Consider the following 24,874-nt stretch of genomic DNA (forward strand, 5'->3'; position numbering starts at 1 on the left):
TGGAGCCCGGGGCGCGGTCGCTGCCGCCGCTTCTCAGATCGTCTGGCCGGCGTCGGCGAGCAGGGTGCTGCCGGTCATGATCGAGGCGAGGTCGCTCGTGGCGAAGAGGACGACGCGCGCGATGTCGTCCGGCGTGCCGATCCGGCCGATCAGGCTGCTGGTCATCACCGGCAGGTCCGGAGCGGGGCCGTCGCCGAGCGCCGCGGCTCCCGCGGCCGCGGCGGCCAGGTTGCCCTCGGTGGGGACGAAGGTGGGCGCGACGCCGAGCACGCGGATCCCCAGCGGGGCGAACTCGAGCGCCATCTGCTTCGTCATGCCCCGGACGGCGTGCTTGGACCCGACGTAGGCAGCGAGTCCCGGCGCGGTGCCGCGGAAGCCGGCGGTCGAGACGATGTTGACGATCACGCCGCCGTCGGTCATCCGGCGGGCGGCCTCGCGGGAGCCGTGGAAGACGCCGCGGGTGTTCACCGCGAAGACCTGCTCCCAGGTCTCGTCGGACATCTGCGTCACCGGGACGGCCGGGAAGATCCCGGCGTTGTTGACCCAGATGTCGATGCCGCCGAGCTCGGCCTCGACGTGGGCGGCCGCCTCGGCGACGGAGGCGGAGTCGGTCACGTCCATCCGCACCCCGAGGGCGCGCGAGCCGGCCGGCAGCCCCGACGCTGCGGCCTCGGCCCGGCCCACGTCGAGGTCGGCGACCGCGACGGCGGCTCCGGCCTCGGCGAGCCGGGCGGCGATCGCCCGGCCGAGGCCCTGGGCGCCGCCGGTGACGACCGCGCGGCGCCCGGTCAGGTCGAGCAGCTGCGCGACGGGGACGGCGGTCGCGTCGGCGAACGCGGCGCTCATCGGGCGACCTCCGCGCCGAGCGCGTTCTCCGCGGCGACCCGGCCGAGCCAGGCGAGGCTGGGCTTGGGCGAGCGGACGAAGGTCTCGCGGTCGACGGCGATCAGGCCGAATGTGGGCTCCCAGTGGCCCCACTCGAAATTGTCGAGGAGCGACCAGTGCAGGTAGCCGCGCACGTCGACGCCCTCGTCGATGGTGTCGGCGAGGCCCTGCAGCGCCTCCTCGGTGTAGCGGATCCGCTGGCCGTCGTCCGCGGTCGCGATGCCGTTCTCGGTGACCAGGACGGGGACGCCCTGCGTCACCGCCCAGGCGTGGCGCACCGCCATCGCGAGCGCGTCGGGGCGGTAGGCGGTGCCGACGAGGGTGTTGTCGGGGTGCGGCGGGTGCGGGACGAGACCGCGCGCGTCCACCTCCTGGCTGGAGTAGGCCTGCACGCCGACGAAGTCGTCGCCGCGGCTGCCCTCCCAGTAGACGTCCTCCTTGCCGAGGCGGATCTCGAGCAGCTTCTCCTCGCCGCCGGGGGCGGCGGTCAGTGCGCCGGCGGCGATGGTCCAGCCGACCTTGGCCGAGGTGCGCTCGCGCACGATGGCGCGGGCGGCGTGGTGGATGCGGGTGAACATCCGGCCGAGTTCCGGGTCGGCGTAGGTGAGGAAGTCGCCGTGGGACTTCTTCTCTCCGCCTCCCTCGTCGGTCGCCTCGACGGTCGGGCTCTGCCACTCGCCGCTGCCGGCCTCGCTGAGGCGGCGCATCGCGGTCATGATGGCGGCCTGCATGTTCGGCTCGTTCATGGTCACGACCCACTCGACGCCGTCGAGGATCGTCGTCGCCTCCGTGACGAACCGCTCGAACAGCGTCGAGGCGTCCTCGGCGGTCCAGCCGCCGTTCTCGGCGAACCACTGCGGGGTGGTGAAGTGCTGCAGGGTGACGACGGGGGTGACGCCGCGCTCGAAGCAGAACTCGATCATCCGGCGGTAGTGGGCGAGCTCGGCCCGGGAGAAGTGCCCGCGCACGGGCTCGATCCGCGACCACTCGAGGCTGAAGCGGTAGGCGGTGAGGCCGGCGTCGGCGAGCAGCGCGATGTCCTCGCGGTAGCGGTGGTAGCTGTCGCAGGCGTCGCCGGAGAGCTCCATGCCGGGCATCAGCTGCTCGCGGGCCCACCAGTCGCTGTTCGTGTTGTTGCCCTCGATCTGGTGGCCGGCGGTAGCGGAGCCCCAGAGGAAGCCGTTCGGGAAAGCGGTCATGATCGTCCTTCGGTCTGCGCCGTCGCGAGCGCGGCGTCGTGGTCGGGTGCGGCGGAGGTGGTGAGCAGCGGCCGGGCGGCGCGGGTCGCACCCGGGGTCAGGGGGAGCTCGTGCCCGTCGGGGAAGAGCAGCCGTCCGGTGGTGCCCTCGGGCAGGTCGACGTCGACGACGAGGTCGTCGCCCTCGCGGCGCCACTCGACGCGGAGGGTGCCCTGCGGCGACTCGTGGGTTCCGCGGGCCCAGTCGAGGTCCGGGCCGGGGACGGGCGCGACGACGACGGAGCGCCAGCCGGTCGAGTCCTCGTCCTGGCGCAGCCCGAGCAGGTGGCTGTGCAGGAAGCGGACGACCGCGCCCTTGCTGTAGTGGTTGAGCGACTCGTGGGCCTGGCCCGCGTCGTCGATCCCCTCCCAGTCCTCCCAGACCGTGGTGGCGCCGCGATCGAGCATGTGCAGCCAGGACGGCGCGGTGCGCCGGCGCAGCAGGGAGTAGGCGACGTCGGCGTACCCGGTCTCGGTCAGCACCGGCAGCAGGTCGCCGGTGGAGAGGAAGCCGGTGCCGAGGTGGTCGTCGGCGGCGTGGACGAGGTCGACGAGCCGATCGGCGGCCGGGGCCCGCAGGTGCTCGGGGACGAGCCCGAAGGACAGCGCGCGGACGTAGGAGGCCTGCGAGTCGACCGAGGTGATCCCGTCCGCGCCGAGGTAGGCCGCCTGCCAGGCCTCGCGGATGCGCTCCGCGAGCGCGGCGTAGCGGTCGGCGTCGGCGGTTCGGCCGAGCAGACCGGTGATGCGGGCGAGGGTCGCGGTCGAGCGGTGCAGGTAGGCGGTGCCCACCTCGCCCTTGTCGGCGGTGAACCAGGCCATCGGGTCGGCCTGCACCGGGTCGATCGGCCGGCCGTCGGCGTCGTGCTCGCGCGGCTCGATCCACTCGCCCCAGTGGAAGGTGCCGTCCCAGAGGAACTCCTCGAACCACTCCGGCTCGGGGGAGCGCTGCACCCGGACGTGGTGGCGCTTGGTGCGCGCCTGCTCCAGCGCCCACTCCACCCAGCGGATCATCGCCGCGACGTTCTCCTCTAGGACCAGCCGGTCGCCGGAGTCGCGGTACAGCTCCCAGGGCACGGCGACGATCGCGTCGCCCCAGCCGGCGGAGCCGGTCATCTGCGCGAACTGCTGGTCGACGTGGTGCTTGATGCGGCGGCCGTCGGGAGAGAAGTTCGTGATCCGGCCGTCGTCGAGCTGGTCGTCGCGGACGGAGCGCAGCCACTTGCGGGTGAAGCCGTGCACGTCGAAGAGGCGCGTCGCCGTGGACACGAACACCTGGTAGTCCCCGGACCAGGCGAGCCGCTCGCGGGTCGGGCAGTCGGTCGGCACGTCCACGGCGTTGCCGCGGAAGCTCCACTCGGCGATCTCGTGCAGGCGGACCAGGTCGGGGTCGCTGCACGCGAAGGTGCCGGCGCTGTCCAGATCGGTGTGCACGATGCGCATCGAGACGGTCGAGGGGTCGAACGGCGCGCCGTGGCGGGTGATCCGCGCGTATTGGAAGCCGTGCACGGTGTGCCGCGGCTCGAAGGCCTCGGCGGTCGCTCCGGCGACGACCTCGTCGCGCTGGACGAACAGCGTGGCCGGCTCGCCGGGGCGGTGGGAGTCGAGGTGCGCCGTGGAGAGGTCGCCGTCCGGGCCGCAGTGCTCGCCGAACTCGAGGACGGTCCGGGTGCCCTCGGGGCCGAGCTCCTCGAGCCGGAGCCGGCCGGAGGCGTTCTGCCCGAAGTCGAGCACCCAGACTCCCGGGCGGACCTCGCGGGCGCCGACCGGCCCTCGGGCCTCGATCACGCGGACCGGCGGAGCGGGCGACCACTCGATCGCCGGGGCGTCGACGACATCGACCAGGACGGGCCGCGCCGGCGCCTCGGCCGCCGTGAGGTCGAGCGTCTGCCCGTCCATGAGGCCGGCGCCCGTGATGCGGGAGGGCGCGCTCGTCCAGGAGTCGCCGGTGCCGATGACGCGGTGGCTGCCGTCGCCGAGTTCGAGGTGCAGCTCGGCGCGGAAGCCGAGGGTCGTGCCCCATTCAGCGGGGACCCGGAAGGCACCGACCTCGCCGCGGTACCAGCCGTCGGAGAGCTCGACCTCGACGCGGTTCACGCCGGTGCGCAGAGCGTCGGTCACGTCGGCCGCCTGAGCGTGCAGGGTGCGGTCGTAGGAGGTGGAGCCGGGGGAGAGCTCCACGGCGCCGATGCGGCTGCCGTTGATCGTCGCGGTGTACAGGCCCAGCGCGGTCGAGTAGAGGCGTGCGCTGCGGACCTCCTGCTCGAGCTCAATCTCGACGGAGAGCAGGTGCGCGGGCCGGCGGCCGGCGGGTCCCTCGTCGTCGGTGGCGGTCGGGGCGGGGGAGATCCACGGCGCGGTCCAGTCCTCGGCGAGCAGGCCCACCTCGAAGGCGGCCCAGCGCGACCACGCCGCGCCCGGCCGCTCCGCGCGGACCCGCCACTCGACCCGGCTGCGGCTGGGGAGGGCGGCCCAGGGCCATGCGACGAAGGTCGACGCAGTGGCGTGGGCGACGGGCAGCAGCCGGTCGTCGACGACGGCGTCGATCTCGTAGCGCTCGGCGGCGCCGCCGACGGGCAGCTTCCAGGAGAGTCGGGGCGAGCCGGTCGTGGTGGGCACGCGGTCTCCGCCGCTGTCGACCGTCAGGGCGAAGGGAGCGGATGGGACCTGCTCGTCGTGGGCGCTCATCGGACCGCCTTGACCTTGGCCGCGATCATCAGCCCGCCGATCAGCGCGAAGGACGCGCCGACCAGGTAGAGCAGCGTGTAGTTCTTCTCGGCGCCGATCGCGCCGATGCTGATGATCGCCGCGGCGATCAGCGGGGCGAGAGCGCTCGGGATCTTCTGGGCGAAGGCGACGACGGCCATGTAGCGGCCGGCCTCGCTCCGGTCGGGGAGGATCGCGAAGATGATCGCCTGGTCGACGGTCGCGAAGATGGCGATCGCCAGCTGCATGAGCACCGCGCCGATGATCAGCTGGGGCAGCGACCAGGCGAACGCCTCCGTGACGGCGCCGCCGACGAAGACGACGGCCGAGATCGCGACGAAGAGCCGGCGGCGCTTCAGCCGGTCGGAGAGGAAGCCGCCGAGCAGCGCCCCGCCGGTCGCGGCGACGACGCCGAGCATGCCGATGCTGGCCACGACTCCGGCGACCTCGCGGACGGGCAGGTCGAGCCGCTGCGCGTAGAAGAAGGTGCCGAACGTGGTGTTGAAGTAGAGGCCGATGAAGAAGACGAAGCGGCCGAGCCAGTTCCAGGAGAAGTCGGGGTAGCGGCGGACGTCGAAGCCGTAGCTGCGCACCACGGAGCCGAGGGTGACGGTCGCACCGGCGGGAAGGGACTTCGAGCTGCCCTCCGGCTTGACGAAGGGGAACACCGCGATCAGGATCGCGCCGATCAGGCCGGGGATCGCGAAGACGAGGAGCGTGCTCGAGGACACGGCGTAGGCGATTCCGATGCCGAGGATGGGGGCGACCTGGTTCATCAGGTTGGTCAGCGCCGAGACCTTCCCGCGCTGCGAGTCGGGCAGCTTGTCCGCCTGCAGCGTCTGCACGGCGGCCCCGGAGATCGACCAGCCCGCCATGCCGAGGACCCAGCCGCAGCCGACCAGGAGCAGGTTCGGCGCGAAGCCCATCAGCAGGAGGCCCGTGAGGCCGATGCCCGCGCCGAGGAAGAGGAACGGCGTGCGGCGGCCCCAGCGCGAGCGGGTCCGGTCGCTCCACAGCCCGACGAGCGGGCTGATCAGCAGGTAGACGACCTGGGCGATGCCGGTGATGACGCCGAGCAGCTGCTCCTGCCCGGGGGCGAGCTCCGAGATCCGCAGTGCGATGCCGTAGGAGAGCGGCACCATCATCGCCATCGAGCCGCCGAAGCTGGCGAGCATCAGCCAGAGGATGTAGCTGCGGCTGACCGGCTTCTGCGCCTCGGCCGCAGCGGGGCTCACCAGGTCGATCGGTGGCACCGCCCCTGGCTCGGCGGCCGGAGCGGCGGGGGAGGTCCCAGCGCCGGCGGGGACGTGGACTTCGGGATCGTGCGTGGTCACCGAGACTCCTTCATCAGGTGGCGTGCGCCCGCGGCGTCGCGGGGACCGGAGCGTCGGTGCTCCGGTGAATGGTGACCACCGTGGTCACCTTTCGAACTGTAACCAGTGTGGTTAGCTTTGACAAGCGACAGCGGGAGTGAACTCCCTGCGACGGAGGAGGAGCCCATGACGACCGGAACTGAGCAGGCCGACGCGCCGACCCGCGGCCGTCGAGGGCCCTACGCGTCCACCCCGGCGCGGAAGGCGGAGATCGTCCGCGCCGCGTCGGCGAGCTTCGCCGAGCACGGCTTCGAGCGGGCCTCGCTGCGCGACATCGCCTCCCGCGCGAACCTCACCCACGCCGCCCTGCTGCGCCACTTCGCCACCAAGGACGAGCTGCTGCTCGAGGCCCTCCGGCAGCGCGACGCCGACGACATCGCGCTCGCCGAGCGGATCCTCGCCTCCGAGCACTCGCCGGAGCAGGTGCTCTCGAGCGTCTTCGCGGAGGAGTTCGCGCATCCGGAGCAGCAGCGCAACTGGCTCGCGATCACGATCGCCGCCACGGACCCCGGCCACCCCGCGCACGACTTCTTCGTGCAGCGGCGCGACCGGGTCCGCGGCTACTTCTCCACCACCCGGCTCGCAGCGGCGGAGGACGGCGAGGAGGTCACCGCGGACGAGAAGATCACCCTCGTCCTGGCGATGATCGACGGCCTGCGCATCCAGTCGCTGCTCGACCCCGGCCGCCGCGCGCTGCCGCTGCTCGACGTGTTCCTGCGGCTCATCGCCTCGCCCTGATCGGACGGCGGAGGAGCTCGATCCGCACGACCCGGAGGTCGTGGGTCGGGAACATGAAGTAGCGCTCGTCCCCGTTCAGCGTGCGGCCCGGCCGCCACTGCCCGTCGACGAAGGTCTCCTCGGTCAGCGTGTCCCACTCGACGAGCTCGCCTGGCCGGGAGAAGCGGACGGTGGCGCCGCGAGCGGCGACGAGGAACTCGTCCCCGCCGAGGTGGATCACGACGCCGTAGCCGGTGACGACCGCGGCGGAGTCGCCCGTGCCCTCGCCGAACATGCCGCGGGTGTCGAGCGGGCCGGAGACCGTGACGGAGTAGCCGCCCAGCTCGACCGTCTCACTCGCACCGGTGGCGAGCCGGAAGCCGTAGATCCGACCGTCGATCTGCGCGTCCGTGATCACGGACGACAGCGACTGCAGGACCTCGAACTCCCGGAAGAGCTCCTCGCGCTCGAGCACGTCCTCGATCCCGAAGACGTGGAAGCCGAGCGCCCCGTGGGCGCCGACGGCCACGCTCGCCAGTCCCGGCTCGGGGCGCGCCTCCGGCACGAGGATCGCATTGCCTGCGACGTCGAACGAGGCGACGGCCCCCGCGAAGTCCTCGATGTAGATGTCTGGCGCGAGCAGCGCGAGCGTCGGTGCGCCGATCTGCCAGACGTCGATCATCCGCGCCACCGGTCCGCCGCTGGGGTACTGCCCAGGCTCCGCAGCGTTCGGCTGCGGTCCGAGCCAGGCGTTGGTGAACATCGGCAGCGGGTACTCGCGCTCGCCGGCTCCTGCCACGTGGTTCACGAACCGGCTGAAGGCCCAGGCCATGAAGACCTCGTCGGCTTCCCGGCCGCTGCCGAACACCTCCGCCCAGCTGCCGGAGGAGCGCGCGCCCTGCGCGGTCCACAGCTCGCGGAGCCACGGCTGCAGGGCGTCGCCGCGCTCGGCCAGCCCGTCGAGCAGTGCCGGCGGCACCGGAGCGGACCAGGCCGCCTCCGCGAGCGGACTGCGGTCGCGGCTGTCGCCGAGCAGGCCGACCTCGTTCTGCACCTGCACGGCGATGACGGTGTGCTCGGGATCGACCTCGCGCAGGTGCGCCATCAGCGCGGTGAAGGCGCGCGCGTCGGCGCGGAGCAGGTCCTCGCCGAAGACGCTGAGGATCGGCCCGTCGAGGCTGAAGCGGCCGGTCAGCAGGTTCTCCTCGTCGCGCTCGGCCCGCGGGAAGCGAGCCTCGTCGCGGCGCACCCAGCTCGGCGCGTAGGAAGACTCGGCGTTCTTGTACGAGCCGAACCAGATCAGGATCAGCCGGATCCCGCGCGCCCGCGCCTGGACGATCTGGTCGTCCACGGCGAGGAAGTCGAAGACCCCTTCCTCCGGCTCGACGAGCTGCCAGCTGGCGGCGCCGATGACCGAGCGCACACCGGCGGCCGCGAGGCGGTCCCAGACGGGAGCGAGGTACGCGGGACTCGACGGGCTGGAGTTGTGCAGCTCGCCGCCGAGCGCGAGAAACGGCTCGCCGTCGACGATCAGCCGCGAGCCGGAGCCGCGGCGCTCGATCCGCGGGAAGGGACGATCGTGGCTCACGGCTGGATCGGCGGTCACTGGACGGACCAGCCGCCGTCGGAGGCAAGGACGGCGCCGTTGATGTTCACGCCGTCGTCCGAGAGCAGGAAGCAGATCGACGCGGCGAGCTGCTCGGCGGTCGCGATCGTGGGGATCATCGCCTGGAAGGGCTGCAGCCGGGCGGAGCCCTGCTCAGACATGGTCGGCGGCATCGGGATGCCGGTGGCGACCCCGCCGGGAGCGACTGCGTTCACCCGGATCCCCTGCGGACCGTACATGAAGGCCGCCGAGCGGGTCAGGCCGAGGACGCCGTGCTTGGAGACCGTGTAGGCGTTGCCGGAGCTGTTCCCGCGCAGCGCCGCCTCGCTGGCGACGTTGACCACCGAGCCCCGGCCGACGGCGAGCATCGTCGGCAGCACCGCGCGGAGCACCTTGAACGGACCGGTCAGGTTGATCCCGATGACGCGGTCCCAGACGGCGTCGCTGGTCTCGTGCGCGGGGGAGAAGTCGTCGTTGATGCCGGCGACGTTCGCGAGGGCGTCGATCCGGCCGTCCGCCGCGGCGACGATCGCGTCGACATCGGCCTGCGCCGTGATGTCGGCGCGCACCGCGACGACCTCGAGACCGGAGTGGCTCGCCACCAGCTCGTCGAGCCGCTCCGCCGAGACGTCGACGGCGAAGACGCGGCCGCCCTCGCGGGCGATCCGGGAGGCGGTGGCGCGGCCGATGCCCGAGGCTGCGCCGGTCACGACGACCGTACGGCCGGCGAAGCGTCCGGGCGTCACCTGCTCGGCCCAGCCGGAGGGCTCGGCGTCGGCGGGGAGGACTCCGTCGTTCGCGGCGAGCACCAGCTCGTCGATCACCGACTGCGGCATCTGCCCGTTGCTGACGGCGACGAGCTGCTGCAGCGGGAGGCCGCGCAGCGGCGCGAGCATCTCCTCCTGCGTGCCGCTCTGCGCGAGAAGGGCGCGGACGAGCGGCCCGCCCTTCGGGTGGTCGAGCCATTCGCCGATCGTGCTGCCGGCGGTGACGGGGGCTGTCGTGCTCACGGTGTGCTCTTCTCCGATCGAGGATACGACCGTCGAGGGATCGACGATCGAGGGGTCGACGGTCACCAGTCGTGGACGGTGCCGTCGGCGAGCCGGTTGTAGGGCAGGTAGGCCTGCACGTAGGGGTACTTGCCCGCCTCGTCGACGTCGAGCTCGACGCCCAGGCCGGGCTCGTCGCCGGGGTGCAGGAAGCCGTCGGTCCAGGTGAAGGACTGCTGGAACGTCGCGTTCGTCTTCTCGCCGTGCTGCATGTACTCCTGGATGCCGAAGTTGTGGATCGCCAGGCCCAGGTGCATCGCGGCGGCCATGCCGATGGGCGAGATGTCGGTGGGCCCGTGCATGCCGGACTTGATCTGGTACTGCGCCGCGTACTCGAGGGTCTTCTTCAGCGCGGTGATGCCGCCCATGTGCGTGACGGCGCCGCGGACGTAGTCGATGAGCTGCTCGCGGATGAGGTCCTTGAAATCCCAGACGGTGTTGAAGATCTCGCCGATCGCGAGCGGCGTGGTGGTGTGCTGGCGGACCAGGCGCAGCGCCTCCTGGTTCTCGGCCGGCGTGCAGTCCTCGAGCCAGAACAGGTCGTACGGCTCGAGCGACTTGCCGAGCTTCGCGGCCTGGATCGGCGTCATCCGGTGGTGGCCGTCGTGCAGCAGCGGCAGCTCGGGGCCGAACTCGTTGCGCACCGCCTCGAACACGGTCGGCAGGTGCCGCAGGTAGGAGCGGGTGTCCCAGTCCTCCTCGGCCGGCAGGCCGCCGCGCTGGGCCGGCTCGTGGTCGTAGCGGACGCCCTTGTTCGCCTCGGCGGTGATGTTCGAGGCGATGCCGTAGATCGACTTCAGCCCCGGCACGGCTGTCTGCACGCGGATCGAGCGGTAGCCCTGCTCCTGGTGCGAGCGGATGCTGTCGAACAGCTCGCTGTTCGTCTTCCCCGACGCGTGCCCGTAGGCCATCAGCCCGGTGCGGGAGGCGCCGCCGAGCAGCTGGTAGACCGGCATGCCGGCGGCCTTGCCCTTGATGTCCCAGAGGGCCATGTCCACGGCGGCGATCGCGGCCATCGTCACCGGGCCGCGGCGCCAGTAGGCGGAGCGGTAGAGGAACTGCCAGGTGTCCTCGATGGTCGACGCGTCGCGGCCGATCAGCAGCGGCACCACGTGCTCGCGCAGGTAGGCGACGACGGCGAGCTCGCGCCCGTTGAGCGTGGCATCGCCGAGGCCCGTCAGGCCGTCGTCGGTGGTCAGCTTCAGGGTGACGAAGTTGCGGTCGGGACTGGTGACGATGACGTCGGCTCTGTCGATGCGCATGCGGCGGTCTCTCCGGTCTGGCCCGCGGGGAGCGCGTCGCAGGCGGTGCGGCGACGGCGCGGGCACGGCCAGTGAAACAGACGCGTCGACGATTTGGCAAGCGGTTCCACTCCACCGAAGCACCGAGGGTTCGATCCAGAATGGATGCGTGCAGCGTTCGGTTGACAAGCGATTGCCAACTGCCCAGACTGTCGGCATGCTCTCCCCCCATCGTCGTGACCCCGACCGGCTGCTCCCGGCCGATCCGCGGACCCGCGAGATCGCCCGCGGTCTCTACGAGGCGGTCGCGCAGGCGCCGATCCTCTCCCCGCACGGCCACGTCCCCGTGGAGCTGCTCCGCGACGACCTCGCCTTCGAGGACCCGGTGGCCCTGCTGGTCGCCAAGGACCACTACGTGACCCGCCTCCTGCACGCGGCCGGCGTCGACTACGCCGAGCTCGGCCTCGGCGGGCACCGGGTGGATCCCCGCGAGGTCTGGCGGATCCTCGGGGCGCACTGGCACCTCTTCGCCGGCACCGCCTCCGGCTACTGGCTCGAGGAGGAGCTGTCGCAGGTGCTCGGCGTCGACGCCGAGCTCGACGCCGGGTCGGCGGACCGTCTCTACGATGCGATCACCGAGCGCCTGGCAGCGCCCGACTTCCGGCCCCGCGCACTCTTCGAGCGCTTCGGCATCGAGGTGCTCGCGACCACGGACGATCCGCTCGACGATCTCGCCTCGCATGCCGCACTCGCCGGCACGCTCCCGGGCCGAGTCCTGCCGACCTTCCGGCCCGACCGCTACCTCGACCCCGACGGCGAGTGCTTCCGCGAGGACGTCGAGGCACTGCTCGGCCGCACCGGCAAGCCGACGACCTTCGCCGGCTACCTCGGCGCCCTCGAGGAGCGGCGCGCCCACTTCCTCGCCCACGGCGCCGTCTCGACCGACCACGGCGTCGAGCAGCCGCTCACCGTCGACCTCGACGGGGACGCGGCGCAGGCGCTGTTCGCCTCCGTCCTCGCCGGCACCGCGACGGGGGAGGAGCGGGGGGTCTTCCGCGCCCACATGCTGCTGCAGATGGCCCGGATGAGCGTCGAGGACGGGCTGGTGATGACCGTCCACGCCGGAGTGCTGCGCAACCACAGCAGCGCGACCCGGTGCCGCTTCGGCCCGGACACCGGGCACGACCTCCCCGTCGCGACCGACTACGTCCGCGGCCTGCGGCCGCTGCTCGAGCGCTTCGGCCTCGAGCGCGACTTCCACCTGGTGCTCTTCGCGGTCGACGAGACCGTCTACTCGCGCGAGATCGCCCCGCTGGCCGGCTTCTACCCGTCGGTCTACATCGGTGCGCCCTGGTGGTTCCTCGACGCGCCCGATGCGATCGGCCGGTTCCGCTCGGCGGTGACCGAGACGGCCGGCTTCTCGCGCGGGTCGGGCTTCATCGACGACACCCGCGCCTTCCTCTCCATCCCCGCCCGGCACGACACCGCGCGACGCGCCGACGCGGCCTTCCTCGCGCGCCTGGTCGCCGAGGGACGGCTCAGTCCACGCGCCGCCGAGCGCGTCCTCCTCGACGGTGTCGGGGACCAGCCCAGAAGGGTCTTCAAGCTGTGAGCACCACCACGACCACCCCTGCCACTCGCCTCGCCCGCGCCGTTCCCGCGCCTCCCGTCCGCATCGTCCACCTCGGCCTCGGCGCCTTCAGCCGCTCGCACACCGCCTGGTACACCCAGGCGAGCGAGGACGGCGCCGAGTGGGGGATCGCCGCCTACACCGGTCGCAGCCGCGACCTCGCCGACCGGCTCGCCCGGCAGGACGGGCTCTACACGCTCGTCGAGCGCGCGGAGGACGGCGACCGGGCCGAGGTGATCGGCAGTGTCGCCCGCGCGCACGCCGGTGACGATCTGCCGAGCCTGCTGCGCGATCTCTCCGCCGAGAGCACCGCCGTCGTCACGCTCACCATCACCGAGATCGGCTACCGGCTCGGGGCGGACGGCGGCTCAGATCTCGAGGATCCGCTCGTCCGCCGCGATCGCGACGAGCTCGCCGCCGTCGCCGCGGGCCGGCTCGGCCCGCAGGACGCGGCACCGGAGACCGCCCTCGGCCGCCTGCTGCTCGGGCTCGAGTCCCGTCGCCGAGCGGGGGGCGGGCCGATCGCGATCGTCTCCTGCGACAACCTCCCCGACAACGGCGGTTGCCTCGCCCGCGGCGTCTCGGCCTGGGCCGACGGCATCGCTCCGGAGCTCGGCGGCTGGCTCGACGCGCACGCCTCTTTCGTCTCCACCTCGATCGACCGCATCACCCCGCGGATCTCGGCCGAGGAGGAGGCCGTGCTCCGCGCCCGCTACGGGGACCAGGCGCCGGTGGTCGCCGAGCCGTTCCGCGACTGGGTGCTGAGCGGCCGCTTCCCGGCCGGCCGGCCGGCCTGGGAGAGCGCCGGCGCGCGCTTCGTCGACGACCTCGACCCCTGGGAATCGCGCAAGCTCCGGCTCCTCAACGGCGCGCACACCCTGCTCGCCGCACTCGGACGACTGCGCGGTCACGAGACCGTCGCGGCGGCCGTCGCCGACCCGGTCTGCCGCGCCGCGGTCGACGCCCTCTGGGACGACGCCGCCCGCGTGCTCCCGGCCGGGCTCGGGATCCCGGAGTACCGCGAGGCGCTGCTCGAGCGCTTCGCGAACCCCCGCATCGAGCACCGGCTGCAGCAGATCGGGCAGGACACCGAGACCAAGCTCCGGCTGAGGATCGTGCCGGTCGCCGAGCTCGTGCTCGCCGCAGGAGGCCGCGCCGAGGGGAGCACCGCCGCGCTCGGAGCGTGCCTGGCCGCCCTGCGCCGCGGCCTCGTCGGAGCGAGCCCGGCGGCCGTCACCGCACGCGACCTCGTCCACGGCTCCTCGCCCGCGCTCCTCGACGGCGAGGTCCTCGAGCGCGTCGAGCGTGCTGCCGCAGCCCTCGCCGAGTAACGATACGACCACACTTCCCCACCGATCTGGCAATCGATTGTCAAATCGGATCACCCCTGCTTTACTAGCCGCACGGCCGCCGAAGTCGCTTCCCGCGCAATCGGTCTCCGCCCCGCTCATCCAAAGGAGTATGAACACCATGCCGATCCCCCTGCCCCGCCGCCGAGGCGCCGCCGCCCTCGCGCTCCTGGCCGCGAGCACCCTGGTCCTCACCGGCTGCACGAGCGACGCCGCCGAGCCCGCCACCGGGGGAGGGGCCGCCGCCGCCCCCGACCTCAAGGTCGCCGCCGTCTCGGCACCCAACTCCCTCGACCCGGCTCAGCTGGTCGACGGTCAGCAGATGCTGGTCTGGGGCTCGGTGCTCGACACGCTCCTCGCCCGCGACAGCGCGACCGGCGAGCTCGTCCCCAACGCGGCGGAGAGCTGGGAGTACAACGAGGACGGCACGGAGCTCACCCTGAAGCTCCGTGAGGGGATGACCTTCAGCAACGGCGACCCCGTGACCGCCGAGACCGTCGCCGCGACCATGCTCCGCAGCAAGAACACCCCCGGGATCGTCCAGCCGCGCTACGGCCTCGTCTCCGACGTCATCGCCGAGGACGACCTCACCGTGAAGGTCTCCTTCACCGCGTACGACCCGCAGTTCGTCTGGCTCCTCGCCCTCGGCGCCGGTGCGATCGGCGACGCCGAGACTCTGGACGACCCGGCGACCGCGACCGACCCGGTCGGCTCGGGCCCCTACACGCTCGACACCGCGGCGTCGGTCCCCGGCACCTCCTACGTCCTGAAGAAGCGCGAGGACTACTGGAACGCCGACGCCTACCCCTTCCCGTCCGTGACGGTCCGCGTGCTCCAGGACCCGACCGCCGCGTTCAACGCCCTCCAGGCCGGCGAGATCAACGCGGGGACCGTGCAGTCGCAGGTCTCCTCGCAGCTCGACGCCGGCCGCTTCACCGTCACCGACACCAACGTCCAGGCGGTCGGCTACATCGGCATCCTCGACCGCGCCGGCACCACGAACCCGGCCCTCGGCGACGTCCGCGTGCGCCAGGCCATCAACTACGCGCTCGACCGCGAGGGCATCGTCAAGGGCATCTACAGCGGCGTCGGCCAGCCGACCGAGCAGATCTTCAACCCCGCGGGCGAGGTCTACGACGAGTCGCTGAACGACACCTACGCCTACGACCCCGAGAAGGGCAAGGCGCTCGTCGAGGAGGCCGGCTTCACCGGCACCACCTTCAAGATCCCGAGCACCTTCCTCACGACCACCATCGAGTCGACGCTCTCGCAGGCGTTCACCGACATCGGGCTGGGCCTGGAGTGGGTCGCCGTCCCGCCGCAGCAGGCGCAGTCGGCGCTGCAGTCCGGCGAATTCGGGCTGAACTTCCAGATCACCGGCTTCAACTCCGACCCCGCCGACGCCTTCACGCACTACGGCGTCGACGGCGACCGCAACCCGCAGCACTTCACCGACCCGACCCTCGACGGCCTGTTCGCCACCCTGAACTCCACCGTCGACTTCGAGGCCGCCGTGCCCACCTACCAGGAGCTCAACGCCTACGCGGTCGAGCAGGCCTGGGAGGCGCCGATCCTGTTCATCGGCGGCAAGTGGGCCACCGCGGACGGCATCAGCATCGTCAACTACGGCGGCGCGCCCGCCACTGTCCGCACCTTCGCCTACGAAGGCTGACCGCCACGCGGGGGCGGCCGGTGACGGCCGTCCCCGCCGGATGGGAATCAGATGATCCTCTACATCGCGAAGCGCCTCGGGGCGGGCGTCGTCCTCGCCCTCCTGGTCACCTTCATCACCTTCCTCCTGCTCAGCACGTCCTTCCGCGACGTGGCGAGCACGATCCTCGGCTCGTCCGCGACGCCCGAGAACGTCGCCGGGCTGATGGCCTCCAAGGGCTGGGACCGTCCGGTCCTCGTCCAGTACGTCGACTGGCTGCTCCACCTGCTGCGCGGCGACCTCGGCATCTCCGTCTACACCTCGCTGCCGGTCGGCCCGTCCGTGCTGCAGCGACTGGCCGTGACGCTGTCGATCATCGTCCCGGCGCTGATCCTCACCGCGATCATCGCCACCGCGCTCGGCGTCTGGGCCGCCTCCCGCGGCGGAGTCGTCGACAAGATCGCGCAGGGCGTCTCGCTCGTCGGCTACCTGGTTCCCGGTCTCCTGCTCGCGATCGGTCTGGTCGTGGTCTTCGCCGTGCAGCTGAAGTGGCTGCCTGCCACCGGCTTCACCCCGTTCACGGAGAGCCCGGCCGGCTGGGCGCGCAGCATCGTCATCCCCGTCATCGTGCTGATGATCGGCGGCATCGCCGGTCTCGCCGCCCAGGTCCGCGGACGGATGATCGACGAGCTCCGCCGCGACTACGTCCGCACCCTGCGCACGCGCGGTGTGCCGACCCGCGCGATCGTCCTCAAGCACGCCCTGCGCAACGCCGGCAGCCCGGCCCTGACCGTGCTGTCCCTCGAGTTCATCCAGATGTTCGGCGCCGCCCTGATCATCGAGAACGTCTTCGCCCTCCCCGGCTACGGCAGCTACGCGTTCAACGCGTCCCTGCAGGGCGACATCCCGGTCGTCCTGGGCATCGCGGCGTTCGGCGTCGCTCTGGTCATCGTGGTCAACCTCGTCACCGACCTGGCCAACGGCTGGCTCAACCCGAAAGCGAGAGTCCGATGACCCCGTCCGACGACAGCGCCCGCGCGAACGGCCGGGCCGACGAGCAGACCGCCCCTCCGGTGCAGTCCACCCCCACCTCGCAGGCCGCGGGTGCCGGCCACGCCGACGCCGCACCGCTCACCCGCGGGATCGCGATCCCGAGCACCGAGGGGCTGCAGACCATCGCGGCCGAGGTCCGCGCCGCGCGGACGCCGCTCTGGCGGCGTCTCCTGCGCGACCCGCAGGCGCTGATCACCTCCGTGCTCCTGCTCCTCGTCCTCCTCGTCGGCGTCTTCGCCACGCTGCTCGCGCCGATGGGCGCGAACGACTCGAGCCTCTCGGCGATCAACGCGCCCGCCGGGACCCCGGGCTACCCGTTCGGAGCCGACGAGTCCGGCCGCGACATCCTGAGCCGGATGATCCTCTCGACCCAGACCGCGGTCATCGCCGGGCTGATCGGCGCCGGGGTCGCCCTCGTGATCGGCGTCGTAGCCGGCCTGATCGGCGGCTACTTCGGCCGCGTCACGCAGGCGACCACCGAGTGGGTCTTCAGCCTGATCATGACCTTCCCCGGCCTGCTCCTGCTGATCATCCTGATGCCGGTGACCGGCGGTGACTACCGCGCCACCATGCTGATCTTCGGCGTCCTGCTCTCCCCGGGCATCTACCGGATCGTGCGGAACCTCGTCCTCGGGGTGAAGAACGAGCTCTACGTCGACGCCGCGCGCGTCTCGGGACTCGGCGACCTCCGCATCCTCGGCCGGCACGTGCTCTCGGTCGTCCGAGGGCCGATCATCATCGCCGCCGCCTTCCTCTTCGGCTCGGCCATCGCCGTGCAGTCCGGCCTGGCGTTCCTCGGCGTCGGCTCCCTCGAGGTCCCCAGCTACGGCGCCATGATCGCGTCGGGCTTCCGCAACCTCTACATCGCGCCGACCCAGTTCCTCTGGCCCAGCATCGGCCTCGGGATCATCACCGCGTCCCTCGTCCTGCTCGGCAACTCGCTCCGCGACGCGCTCGAGGGCTCGAAGCCCACGCCCGCGAAGATCGGCGGAGGGCAGCGGGTCGTCGCCGATGAGGCCGTCGACCGCGAGCGGGCCGCCCGCTCCCTGCTCGACATCCGCGACCTGGTGATCGCCTACCCGAGCCCCGACGGCACCCTCAACGAGGTGGTCCACGGGGTCTCGCTGACCGTCGCCCGCGGCGAGGTCATGGGGCTGGTCGGCGAGTCCGGCTCCGGGAAGTCGCAGACCGCCTTCGCCACCCTCGGCGTCCTGCCGAACGAGGCGGTGGTGGTGCGGGGCTCGATCCTCTTCGACGGCACCGAGCTGATCGGTCTCTCCGACGCCGAGATGCGGCCCTTCCGCGGGAAGGCGATCTCCTACATCCCGCAGGAGCCGATGTCGAACCTCGACCCGTCGTTCACCGTCGGGGCCCAGCTCGTCGAGGGCGCCCGGGCGGCGCTCGGCGTCTCGAAGAAGGAGGCGCGGTCGCGCATCCTCGCCCTGCTCGCCCGGGTGGGCATCGCCGATCCCGAGAGCACCTTCCGCTCCTACCCGCACCAGATCTCCGGCGGGATGGCGCAGCGCGTCCTGATCGCCGGCGCCGTGGTCAGCCGCCCGAAGCTGCTGATCGCCGACGAGCCCACGACGGCCCTCGACGTGACGGTGCAGGCCGAGATCCTCGACCTGCTGCGCGATCTGCAGGACGAGCTCGACATGGCCGTGCTGCTGGTGACCCACAACTTCGGCGTCGTCGCCGACGTCTGCAACCGCATCACCGTGATGCGCCGCGGCGAGATCGTCGAGCAGGGCGAGGTCGAGGCCGTCTTCGACGCCCCCGAGCACCCGTACACCGCGATGCTGCTCGACTCGATCCTCGATGAAGAGACGGTCAGAACCGACCCGCCGGTGACGGCGACGACCACCGGAGGTGCGGCGTGAGCCTGCTCGAGATCCGCGACCTGCGCGTCGCCTTCCCCGGCCGCGGCTTCCGCGCGAAGCCCGTCGAGGTGCTGCACGGCATCGACCTCGACGTCGCAGCGGGCGAGACCGTCGGCCTCGTCGGCGAGTCCGGCTCGGGCAAGACCACGATCGGTCGCGCCGTCCTCGGCCTGGTCCGGCCCTCCGCCGGGACCATCCGCTTCGACGGCCAGGAGATCGGCGGTCTGCGCGGCGCCGCGCGGCGTGCGATCGCCGATCAGATCCAGGTCGTCTTCCAGGACCCGTACACCTCGCTGAACCCGTCGATGACGATCGGCGAGATCCTCGCCGAGCCGCTCGTCGTCCAGGGCTCGAGCCCCAAGGACGCCCGAGCGCGGGTGCGCACGCTGCTCGATCAGGTCCAGCTGCCGTCCGACGCCCTCGAGCGCCTGCCGCGCGAGTTCTCCGGCGGGCAGCGCCAACGCGTCGCCATCGCCCGGGCGCTGGCCCCCGGCCCCCGGGTGATCGTCTGCGACGAGCCCGTCTCGGCGCTCGACCTCTCCACCCAGGCGCGGGTGATGGAGCTGTTCGTCGAGATTCAACGCGCCACGGGCGTCGCCTACCTCTTCGTCTCGCACGACCTCTCCGTCATCCGGCACATCAGCCACCGCGTCGCGGTGCTCTACCGCGGCGACCTGGTCGAGACGGGAGACGCGCCCACGGTCACGCTGACCCCCTCGCACCCCTACACCCAGCGGCTCCTGCTGGCGGCTCCGGTCGCCGACCCGCGCCGCCAGAGCGCGCGCCGCGAGCAGCGCCGCGAGACGCTGAAGAAGGCCTCGTGACCGCGCTCGCCCTGCCCGGCTTCCACCCGGACCCGTCGATCTGCCGGGTGGGGGAGCAGTACTTCCTGATCACCTCCAGCTTCGAGTACTTCCCCGGCGTCCCGCTCTTCACGAGCACCGATCTCGCGACCTGGACGCAGCTCGGCAGCGTCCTCGACCGGCCCTCGCAGCTGGACGTGCGCACCGGCATCGAGAACGCGAGCGGCGGGATCTACGCCCCCACCCTGCGCCACCACGACGGCCGCTTCTGGATGGTCACCACGAACCTGCACGAGATCCGCGACGGGCACCTGATCGTGCACGCCGATGATCCCGCCGGCCCGTGGAGCGAGCCCGTCCGCACGACCGGGCTGCTCGGCATCGACCCCGACCTCTCCTGGGACGAGGACGGCGTCTGCCGGCTGACCTGGTCCGACGTCGTGAACGGCGGCATCTCCCAGGCCGTCGTCGACCCGCTGACCGGGGCGGTGCTCTCGGAGCCGACGGAGATCTGGCGCGGCACCGGCGGCGCGCACGCCGAGGGGCCGCACGTCTTCTCCCGCGGCGGCCGCTGGTACCTGGTGGTCGCCGAGGGCGGGACGGCGCACGGCCACATGGTGACGATCGCGCGGGCGGACGCTCCCGACGGCCCGTACGAGTCGAACCCGGCGAACCCGATCCTCAGCCACCGCAGCACGACCGATCCGGTGCAGTCGACCGGTCACGCCGACCTCGTCGAGCTCGCCGACGGCGGCTGGGCGATCGTGCACCTCGGCACCCGCCCGCGCGGGTCCTTCCCGAAGTGGCACACCAACGGCCGCGAGACCTTCCTCTCCGGCATCGACTGGGTCGACGACTGGCCCGTCGTCGTCGAGGACCGGTTCGCCCCGGCCACCCGCGCGGCCGATCTCGACGAGCGCTTCAGCGGTCCATCGCTGCATCCGCGCTGGATCGCGCCGGGCGCGGTGCCCGCATCGTTCGCGTCGCCGTCGGCCGAGGGTCTCCGGCTCCGGGCCGGCCGCGCCCCGCAGTCGCCGGCCGCCGAGCGGCTGCTCACCGTGCGCGCGACCGAGCAGACCTGGACCGCCTCCGTCGAGGGCGAGGGCGACCTCTCCCTGACGGTCCGGATCGACGACGAGCACCAGGCGATGGTGGAGCGCGTCGGCGGCGTCGTCCGCGCGCGCCTCGTCGTCGGGCCGCTCGATGAGGTCCTGGGGGAGCGCGACGACCTGGGCGCTCTGGCGCGCCTGGTGGCCCGCGCGGTTCCCTTCGGCGGACAGCCCGGCCAGCGGCAGGGTCCGGACCGGATCGTGCTCGGCGCCGAGGGCCCGGAGGGGTTCGTCGAGCTCGCGTCCTTCGACGGCCGGTACCTCTCGACCGAGGTCGCCGGCGGCTTCACCGGTCGCGTGATCGGCGTCGAGGCGCTGGGCGCCGACGCGCTGGTGACCCGGTTCACGCTCTCGGCCGCGTGAGGGGCCGGGCCGCATGAGGGGGAGCACGGCGACGCCGGTGTCGCTGACCGGCGTCGGCGCCGAGCAGCAGCCGCTCGGGCGGCTCGCGGTCGCGCTGCTCGTCGCGGCGACGTTCGGCTCGGGCATGGCGATGATCGTGCCGATGGCCTACTCGCTCGCGGTGCGGCTCGAGGAGCTCGCCCCCGGCCGCCCCGACCTGCTCGGGGTGCTGCTCGGCGTCGGCTCCGCGGCGACGCTGGTCGTCGCGCCGCTCACCGGCGTGCTCAGCGATCGCACCCGGTCGCGCTGGGGGCGGCGCCGGCCGTTCACGGTCGCCGGCCTCGCCCTCGGCGTCACGGCGGTCCCCGTGCTGGTGACGGCGCCGACCGTCCCGGTCCTCGCCCTGGGCTGGATCCTGTCGACGGTCGGCTGGAACACGGCGGGCGCCTCGATCGGCAACTGGCAGGCCGACCGGCTGCCGGCTCAGCAGCGCGGCACCGTCTCCGGCCTCACCGGCCTCACCATGCAGATCTCACCGGTCCTCGGCATCCTGCTCGTCGGGACCGTCCGCTCCGAGACACTCCTGGTCTTCGCGATCCCGGCCGCCGTCGGCCTGCTGCTCGCCGGGGCGTTCGCGCTGCTCGCCGCCGACCCCGACAGCCGGGGACCGGCGCCCGCCGACCGGATGACCCTCCGCCGGATCCTCGGCAGCTACGCCTTCGACCCGCGCGCCTTCCCCGACTTCACCCGGAACTGGATCGGCCGCTTCGTCTTCTTCCTCGGGCTGAGCCTCACCACCAGCTTCACCGTGTTCTTCTTCGCCCAGCGCCTCGACCTCGCGGTGCCGGACGTCGCAGGGGTGCTCGCGCTCACCTCGGCGCTCAGCATCGGCACGGCCCTGGTCGGCTCCCTCGGCGGCGGCCGGCTCAGCGATCGCACCGGAGTCCGGCGGCCGTTCGTCGTCGCGGGCGCCGCGCTGTTCGCCGCCGGCTCGATCGTCTCCGCCACGGCCGGCGCCCTCCCGGCGCTCCTGGTCGGCTCGCTGCTCTCCTCCCTCGGCATCGCCCTGTTCTCCGCTGTCGGGCAGGCGCTCTCGCTCGACGTCCTTCCGCACCGGGAGACGCAGGCGGGCCGCTACACCGCGATCACCCTCTTCGCGCAGAAGATCCCGGGAGTGATCTCCCCGCTGGCCGCGCCGCTCGTGCTCGCGCTCGGCGGCGGCGAGAACTTCACCGCCCTCTACCTCACGGCAGCAGCGCTCGCGCTGCTCGGCGGGGCGCTCATCGGAGTGACCGTCCGCAGCCCGGCCCCCTGACCCACCCGGATCGCTCCGCGATCCCTCCGACACCTCGACCACACTGAACCACGCCGGCCCCGCGCCGACCCGAAGAGAGGCAAGCATGCTCAAGCCCCGCCCCACCCCCACCCGAGAGCTCGTCAGCCTCGACGGCGTCTGGCGCTTCGCGCTCGACTCCCGCGTCGACGAGTCGCCGTGGACCGCGACGCTGCGCACGCCGCTCGAAGCGGCCGTCCCCGCCTCCTACAACGACCTCTTCACCGACCCGGCCATCCGCAAGCACGTCGGCTGGGTCTACTACCAGCGCACCGTCCGCGTGCCCCTCGGCTGGGGCGAAGACGACGTCCTGCTCCGCTTCGACGCCGCGACCCACGCCGCGAAGGTCTACGTCGACGACGAGCTCGCCGGCGAGCACGTCGGCGGCTACACGCCCTTCGACGTCGACATCACCGACCGCGTCGCCGCCGGCGGGGAGTTCCGCCTCACCGTCGCGGTGAGCGGCGACCTGACCAACGAGACCATCCCGCCCGGCCGGATCGACGTCACCGCGACCGGCAAGCGCAAGCAGACCTACTTCCACGACTTCTTCAACTACGCCGGACTCGCGCGCTCGGTCCGGCTGCACAGCCGGCCGAAGCGCCGCATCGACGACGTCGTCGTCGTCACCGGCTTCGAGGGCTCGACCGGCTCGGTCGATTACCGCGTCGAGTCGACCGGCGGCGCGGACGTCCGGGTGCGCCTCGAGGACGCCGACGGCGCCGTCGTCGCCCGGGGGGAGGGCGCGCACGGCGTCCTCGAGGTCGCCGATGTCGTGCTCTGGAAGCCCGGCGCGGCCTACCTCTACGAGCTGACCGTCGAACTTCTCGACGGCGACGAGGTCGTCGACAGCTACCCGCTCGCCGTCGGCGTGCGCACCGTCGAGGTGCGCGGGCACGAGTTCCTCCTCAACGGCGAGCCGTTCTACTTCACCGGCTTCGGCAAGCACGAGGACACCCCGATCCGCGGCAAGGGACACGACGACGCCTACCTCGTCCACGACTTCCAGCTGCTCGAGTGGATCGGCGCCAACTCTTTCCGCACCTCGCACTACCCCTACGCCGAGGAGGTGCTCGAGTTCGCCGACCGCCACGGCATCGTCGTGATCGACGAGACCGCCGCCGTCGGCCTGAACATGGGCGTCGTCGGCGGGATGAGCGGCACGCCGCCGTTCCCGACCTTCTCCGAGCAGTTCGCCAACGACAACACGCAGGCCGCGCATGCGCAGCACCTCCGCGAGCTGCTCGTCCGCGACCGCAACCACCCGTCCGTCGTGATGTGGAGCATCGCCAACGAGCCCGCCTCGAACGAGGAGGGCGCCCGCGAGTACTTCGAACCCCTGGTGGAGCTCGCCCGCGAGCTCGACCCGACCCGCCCGCTCACCTACTCCCTGGTGATGTTCGCGACCTTCCAGAACGACCGGATCATCGACCTCTTCGACGTGATCAGCCTCAACCGCTACTACGGCTGGTACATCGCCGGCGGCGAGCTCGACGTCGCCCAGGCCTACCTGCAGGGCGACATCCAGGGCTGGATCGACCGCATCGACAAGCCGATCATGATGAGCGAGTACGGCGCCGACACCGAGCCCGGACTGCACTCCGTCTGGGAGGACCGGGTCTGGACCGAGGAGTACCAGATCGCCTACCTCGAGGCCAACCACCGCGTCTTCGACCGCTTTCCCCAGTTCGTCGGCGAGCAGGTCTGGAACTTCGCCGACTTCGCCACCGACAACGGCCTGCACCGGGTCGACGGCAACAAGAAGGGCGTCTTCTCCCGCGACCGCAAGCCCAAGGCCGCCGCCTGGGCGCTGCGCAAGCGCTGGCGCGGACTCGACGGCGCGAAGCCGTCCAGCGATGAGTAGCGGGGGCGGCGGCGACGCACCGCCGCTGCGCTGGGGGATCCTCGGCACCGGCCGCATCTCGGAGTCCTTCGTCCCGGACATCCGCGCGTCGGGCGGAGTCGTCGGCGCGGTGTGGGGGAGGCGCACCGAGACGGTGGAGGCCTTCGCCGCCGCGCACGGCGTCCCGCGCTCCACGACGGAGCCGGACGCCCTGCTCGGCGATCCCGACATCGACGTCGTCTACGTCGCCACGCCGCCGGCCACCCACCTCGAGTTCGCGACGCGCGCGCTCGAGGCGGGCAAGCACGTCCTCGTCGAGAAGCCGATGACGACCAGCGCCGCCGACTCCGCACGCCTCTTCGAGACCGCCGCGGAGCACGACCGCTTCGTCATGGAGGCGATGTGGATGAAGTTCAACCCCCTCCACCTCGAGGTCGCGCGCGAGGTGCGCGACGGCGTCCTCGGAACACCCCGCTACGTCCGCGCTGCCTTCGGGATGCCCTTCCCCGCCGGCGGCAGCCGCTGGCATGCCGATCTCGGCGGCAGTACGGTGCTCGACCAGGGCATCTACCCGGTCACCCTCGCCGAGTGGCTGCTCGGGCCGGTCGTCTCGGTCTCCGCGACCGGGGTGGTGCGGGACGGTGTCGATGTGGCGGCGCAGATCTCGCTGCAGCACCAGGATGGCGCCTCGTCCCAGCTGGCCTGCTCCGTCCTCGAGGCCCTCGACCCGTCCGCCTCGGTCAGCGGCACCGCCGGCTGGATCGAGATCCCGGCCATGTTCTGGGCGGGCGACGTCGCCCGAGTGCACGCGGGCTCGCAGGGAGCGCTGTTCGGCGAGCCGATCCCGCTCCGGCGCCCGCGCGAGGGCAATGGCTACGTGCCGATGATCCGATCGGTGGCGGCGACGGTCTCGGCGGGTCTCCGCGAGCACCCCGAGCACGACGCCGCGGCGACCCTCTCCGTCGCGCGGGTGCTCGACGAGATCCGCGGACAGGTCTTCGCGGAGGCTGCCCGATGACCGTCGCGGGGGGTGGTGCCGCGGCCGCGGTGCGCGGCGGGTTGGCGTC

Annotated in this window: 18 protein-coding genes; 11 read left to right on the forward strand and 7 right to left on the reverse strand. The window is 72.4% G+C overall.

What is annotated here, in order from left to right:
• Window positions 1-33 precede the first annotated feature (33 nt).
• The 4 genes from EDF43_RS12380 to EDF43_RS12395 are packed head-to-tail and all read right to left on the reverse strand — an operon-like array spanning window position 34 to window position 6,162.
• Complete coding sequence (locus EDF43_RS12380) at window positions 34-846, reverse strand: SDR family oxidoreductase (RefSeq protein WP_132437157.1); 813 nt, start codon at window positions 844-846, stop codon at window positions 34-36.
• Window positions 843-2,084 (reverse strand): family 1 glycosylhydrolase, encoded by a 1,242-nt coding sequence (locus EDF43_RS12385; RefSeq protein WP_132437158.1) that lies wholly within the window; start codon window positions 2,082-2,084, stop codon window positions 843-845. Before EDF43_RS12385 ends, EDF43_RS12380 begins: the two co-directional genes overlap by 4 nt.
• Window positions 2,081-4,810: an alpha-L-rhamnosidase gene (locus EDF43_RS12390; protein ID WP_132437159.1), complete on the reverse strand. Its 2,730-nt coding sequence runs from the start codon at window positions 4,808-4,810 to the stop codon at window positions 2,081-2,083. Before EDF43_RS12390 ends, EDF43_RS12385 begins: the two co-directional genes overlap by 4 nt.
• Complete coding sequence (locus EDF43_RS12395) at window positions 4,807-6,162, reverse strand: MFS transporter (RefSeq protein WP_243646302.1); 1,356 nt, start codon at window positions 6,160-6,162, stop codon at window positions 4,807-4,809. Before EDF43_RS12395 ends, EDF43_RS12390 begins: the two co-directional genes overlap by 4 nt.
• Window positions 6,163-6,327: 165 nt before the next feature.
• On the opposite strand from EDF43_RS12395, the gene EDF43_RS12400 reads away from it, so the two are divergent.
• On the forward strand, window positions 6,328-6,939 hold the full coding sequence (locus EDF43_RS12400) for a TetR/AcrR family transcriptional regulator (RefSeq protein ID WP_132437160.1): 612 nt from the start codon (window positions 6,328-6,330) through the stop codon (window positions 6,937-6,939).
• Here the strand turns inward: EDF43_RS12400 and EDF43_RS12405 are convergent.
• From EDF43_RS12405 to manD, 3 genes are all read right to left on the reverse strand, one after another.
• Entirely contained in the window at window positions 6,923-8,506 is a 1,584-nt protein-coding gene (locus EDF43_RS12405) for a DUF5597 domain-containing protein (RefSeq protein ID WP_207901731.1), read from the reverse strand. The genes EDF43_RS12400 and EDF43_RS12405 overlap by 17 nt on opposite strands.
• 14 nt (window positions 8,507-8,520) lie before the next feature.
• Complete coding sequence (locus EDF43_RS12410; protein ID WP_132437161.1) at window positions 8,521-9,534, reverse strand: SDR family oxidoreductase; 1,014 nt, start codon at window positions 9,532-9,534, stop codon at window positions 8,521-8,523.
• 62 nt (window positions 9,535-9,596) lie between these two features.
• On the reverse strand, window positions 9,597-10,835 hold the full coding sequence (gene manD / locus EDF43_RS12415; protein ID WP_132437162.1) for a D-mannonate dehydratase ManD: 1,239 nt from the start codon (window positions 10,833-10,835) through the stop codon (window positions 9,597-9,599).
• Between the two features lie 196 nt (window positions 10,836-11,031).
• Here manD and uxaC point away from each other — a divergent pair, with 196 nt between their 5' ends.
• From uxaC to EDF43_RS12465, 10 genes are all read left to right on the forward strand, one after another.
• Complete coding sequence (uxaC, locus tag EDF43_RS12420; RefSeq protein WP_132437163.1) at window positions 11,032-12,426, forward strand: glucuronate isomerase; 1,395 nt, start codon at window positions 11,032-11,034, stop codon at window positions 12,424-12,426.
• Complete coding sequence (locus EDF43_RS12425; RefSeq protein ID WP_132437164.1) at window positions 12,423-13,775, forward strand: mannitol dehydrogenase family protein; 1,353 nt, start codon at window positions 12,423-12,425, stop codon at window positions 13,773-13,775. Before uxaC ends, EDF43_RS12425 begins: the two co-directional genes overlap by 4 nt.
• Window positions 13,776-13,914: 139 nt before the next feature.
• Window positions 13,915-15,465, forward strand: a complete 1,551-nt coding sequence (locus EDF43_RS12430; RefSeq protein WP_165909092.1) for an ABC transporter substrate-binding protein — start codon at window positions 13,915-13,917, stop codon at window positions 15,463-15,465.
• 51 nt (window positions 15,466-15,516) lie between these two features.
• Entirely contained in the window at window positions 15,517-16,458 is a 942-nt protein-coding gene (locus tag EDF43_RS12435) for an ABC transporter permease (RefSeq protein WP_132437166.1), read from the forward strand.
• A complete protein-coding gene (locus tag EDF43_RS12440) occupies window positions 16,455-18,377 on the forward strand; it encodes a dipeptide/oligopeptide/nickel ABC transporter permease/ATP-binding protein (RefSeq protein ID WP_207901733.1) in 1,923 nt (640 codons plus the stop codon). The genes EDF43_RS12435 and EDF43_RS12440 overlap by 4 nt, the downstream gene beginning before the upstream one ends.
• Complete coding sequence (locus tag EDF43_RS12445; protein WP_132437167.1) at window positions 18,374-19,201, forward strand: ATP-binding cassette domain-containing protein; 828 nt, start codon at window positions 18,374-18,376, stop codon at window positions 19,199-19,201. Before EDF43_RS12440 ends, EDF43_RS12445 begins: the two co-directional genes overlap by 4 nt.
• Window positions 19,198-20,652, forward strand: a complete 1,455-nt coding sequence (locus tag EDF43_RS12450; protein WP_132437168.1) for a glycoside hydrolase family 43 protein — start codon at window positions 19,198-19,200, stop codon at window positions 20,650-20,652. Before EDF43_RS12445 ends, EDF43_RS12450 begins: the two co-directional genes overlap by 4 nt.
• Window positions 20,653-20,665: 13 nt before the next feature.
• Window positions 20,666-21,946: an MFS transporter gene (locus EDF43_RS12455; protein ID WP_132437169.1), complete on the forward strand. Its 1,281-nt coding sequence runs from the start codon at window positions 20,666-20,668 to the stop codon at window positions 21,944-21,946.
• A gap of 85 nt (window positions 21,947-22,031) precedes the next feature.
• Window positions 22,032-23,828 carry a beta-glucuronidase gene (uidA, locus tag EDF43_RS12460; RefSeq protein WP_132437170.1) on the forward strand — a complete coding sequence of 599 codons (1,797 nt, stop codon included), beginning with the start codon at window positions 22,032-22,034 and terminating at the stop codon, window positions 23,826-23,828.
• Window positions 23,821-24,825 (forward strand): Gfo/Idh/MocA family oxidoreductase, encoded by a 1,005-nt coding sequence (locus EDF43_RS12465; protein WP_132437171.1) that lies wholly within the window; start codon window positions 23,821-23,823, stop codon window positions 24,823-24,825. The genes uidA and EDF43_RS12465 overlap by 8 nt, the downstream gene beginning before the upstream one ends.
• The last annotated feature ends 49 nt before the right edge of the window (window positions 24,826-24,874 follow it).

The organism is Rathayibacter sp. PhB179, from assembly GCF_004345345.1.
Lineage (GTDB): Bacteria > Actinomycetota > Actinomycetes > Actinomycetales > Microbacteriaceae > Rathayibacter > Rathayibacter festucae.

Bases quoted from the DNA above. Each gene is read 5' to 3' on its own strand.
- EDF43_RS12380 (WP_132437157.1), bottom strand. From the start codon at position 846: ATGAGCGCCGCGTTCGCCGACGCGACCGCCGTCCCCGTCGCGCAGCTG.
- EDF43_RS12385 (WP_132437158.1), bottom strand. From the start codon at position 2,084: ATGACCGCTTTCCCGAACGGCTTCCTCTGGGGCTCCGCTACCGCCGGC.
- EDF43_RS12390 (WP_132437159.1), bottom strand. From the start codon at position 4,810: ATGAGCGCCCACGACGAGCAGGTCCCATCCGCTCCCTTCGCCCTGACG.
- EDF43_RS12400 (WP_132437160.1), top strand. From the start codon at position 6,328: ATGACGACCGGAACTGAGCAGGCCGACGCGCCGACCCGCGGCCGTCGA.
- manD (WP_132437162.1), bottom strand. From the start codon at position 10,835: ATGCGCATCGACAGAGCCGACGTCATCGTCACCAGTCCCGACCGCAAC.
- uxaC (WP_132437163.1), top strand. From the start codon at position 11,032: ATGCTCTCCCCCCATCGTCGTGACCCCGACCGGCTGCTCCCGGCCGAT.
- EDF43_RS12430 (WP_165909092.1), top strand. From the start codon at position 13,915: ATGCCGATCCCCCTGCCCCGCCGCCGAGGCGCCGCCGCCCTCGCGCTC.
- EDF43_RS12435 (WP_132437166.1), top strand. From the start codon at position 15,517: ATGATCCTCTACATCGCGAAGCGCCTCGGGGCGGGCGTCGTCCTCGCC.
- EDF43_RS12440 (WP_207901733.1), top strand. From the start codon at position 16,455: ATGACCCCGTCCGACGACAGCGCCCGCGCGAACGGCCGGGCCGACGAG.
- EDF43_RS12455 (WP_132437169.1), top strand. From the start codon at position 20,666: ATGAGGGGGAGCACGGCGACGCCGGTGTCGCTGACCGGCGTCGGCGCC.
- uidA (WP_132437170.1), top strand. From the start codon at position 22,032: ATGCTCAAGCCCCGCCCCACCCCCACCCGAGAGCTCGTCAGCCTCGAC.
- EDF43_RS12465 (WP_132437171.1), top strand. From the start codon at position 23,821: ATGAGTAGCGGGGGCGGCGGCGACGCACCGCCGCTGCGCTGGGGGATC.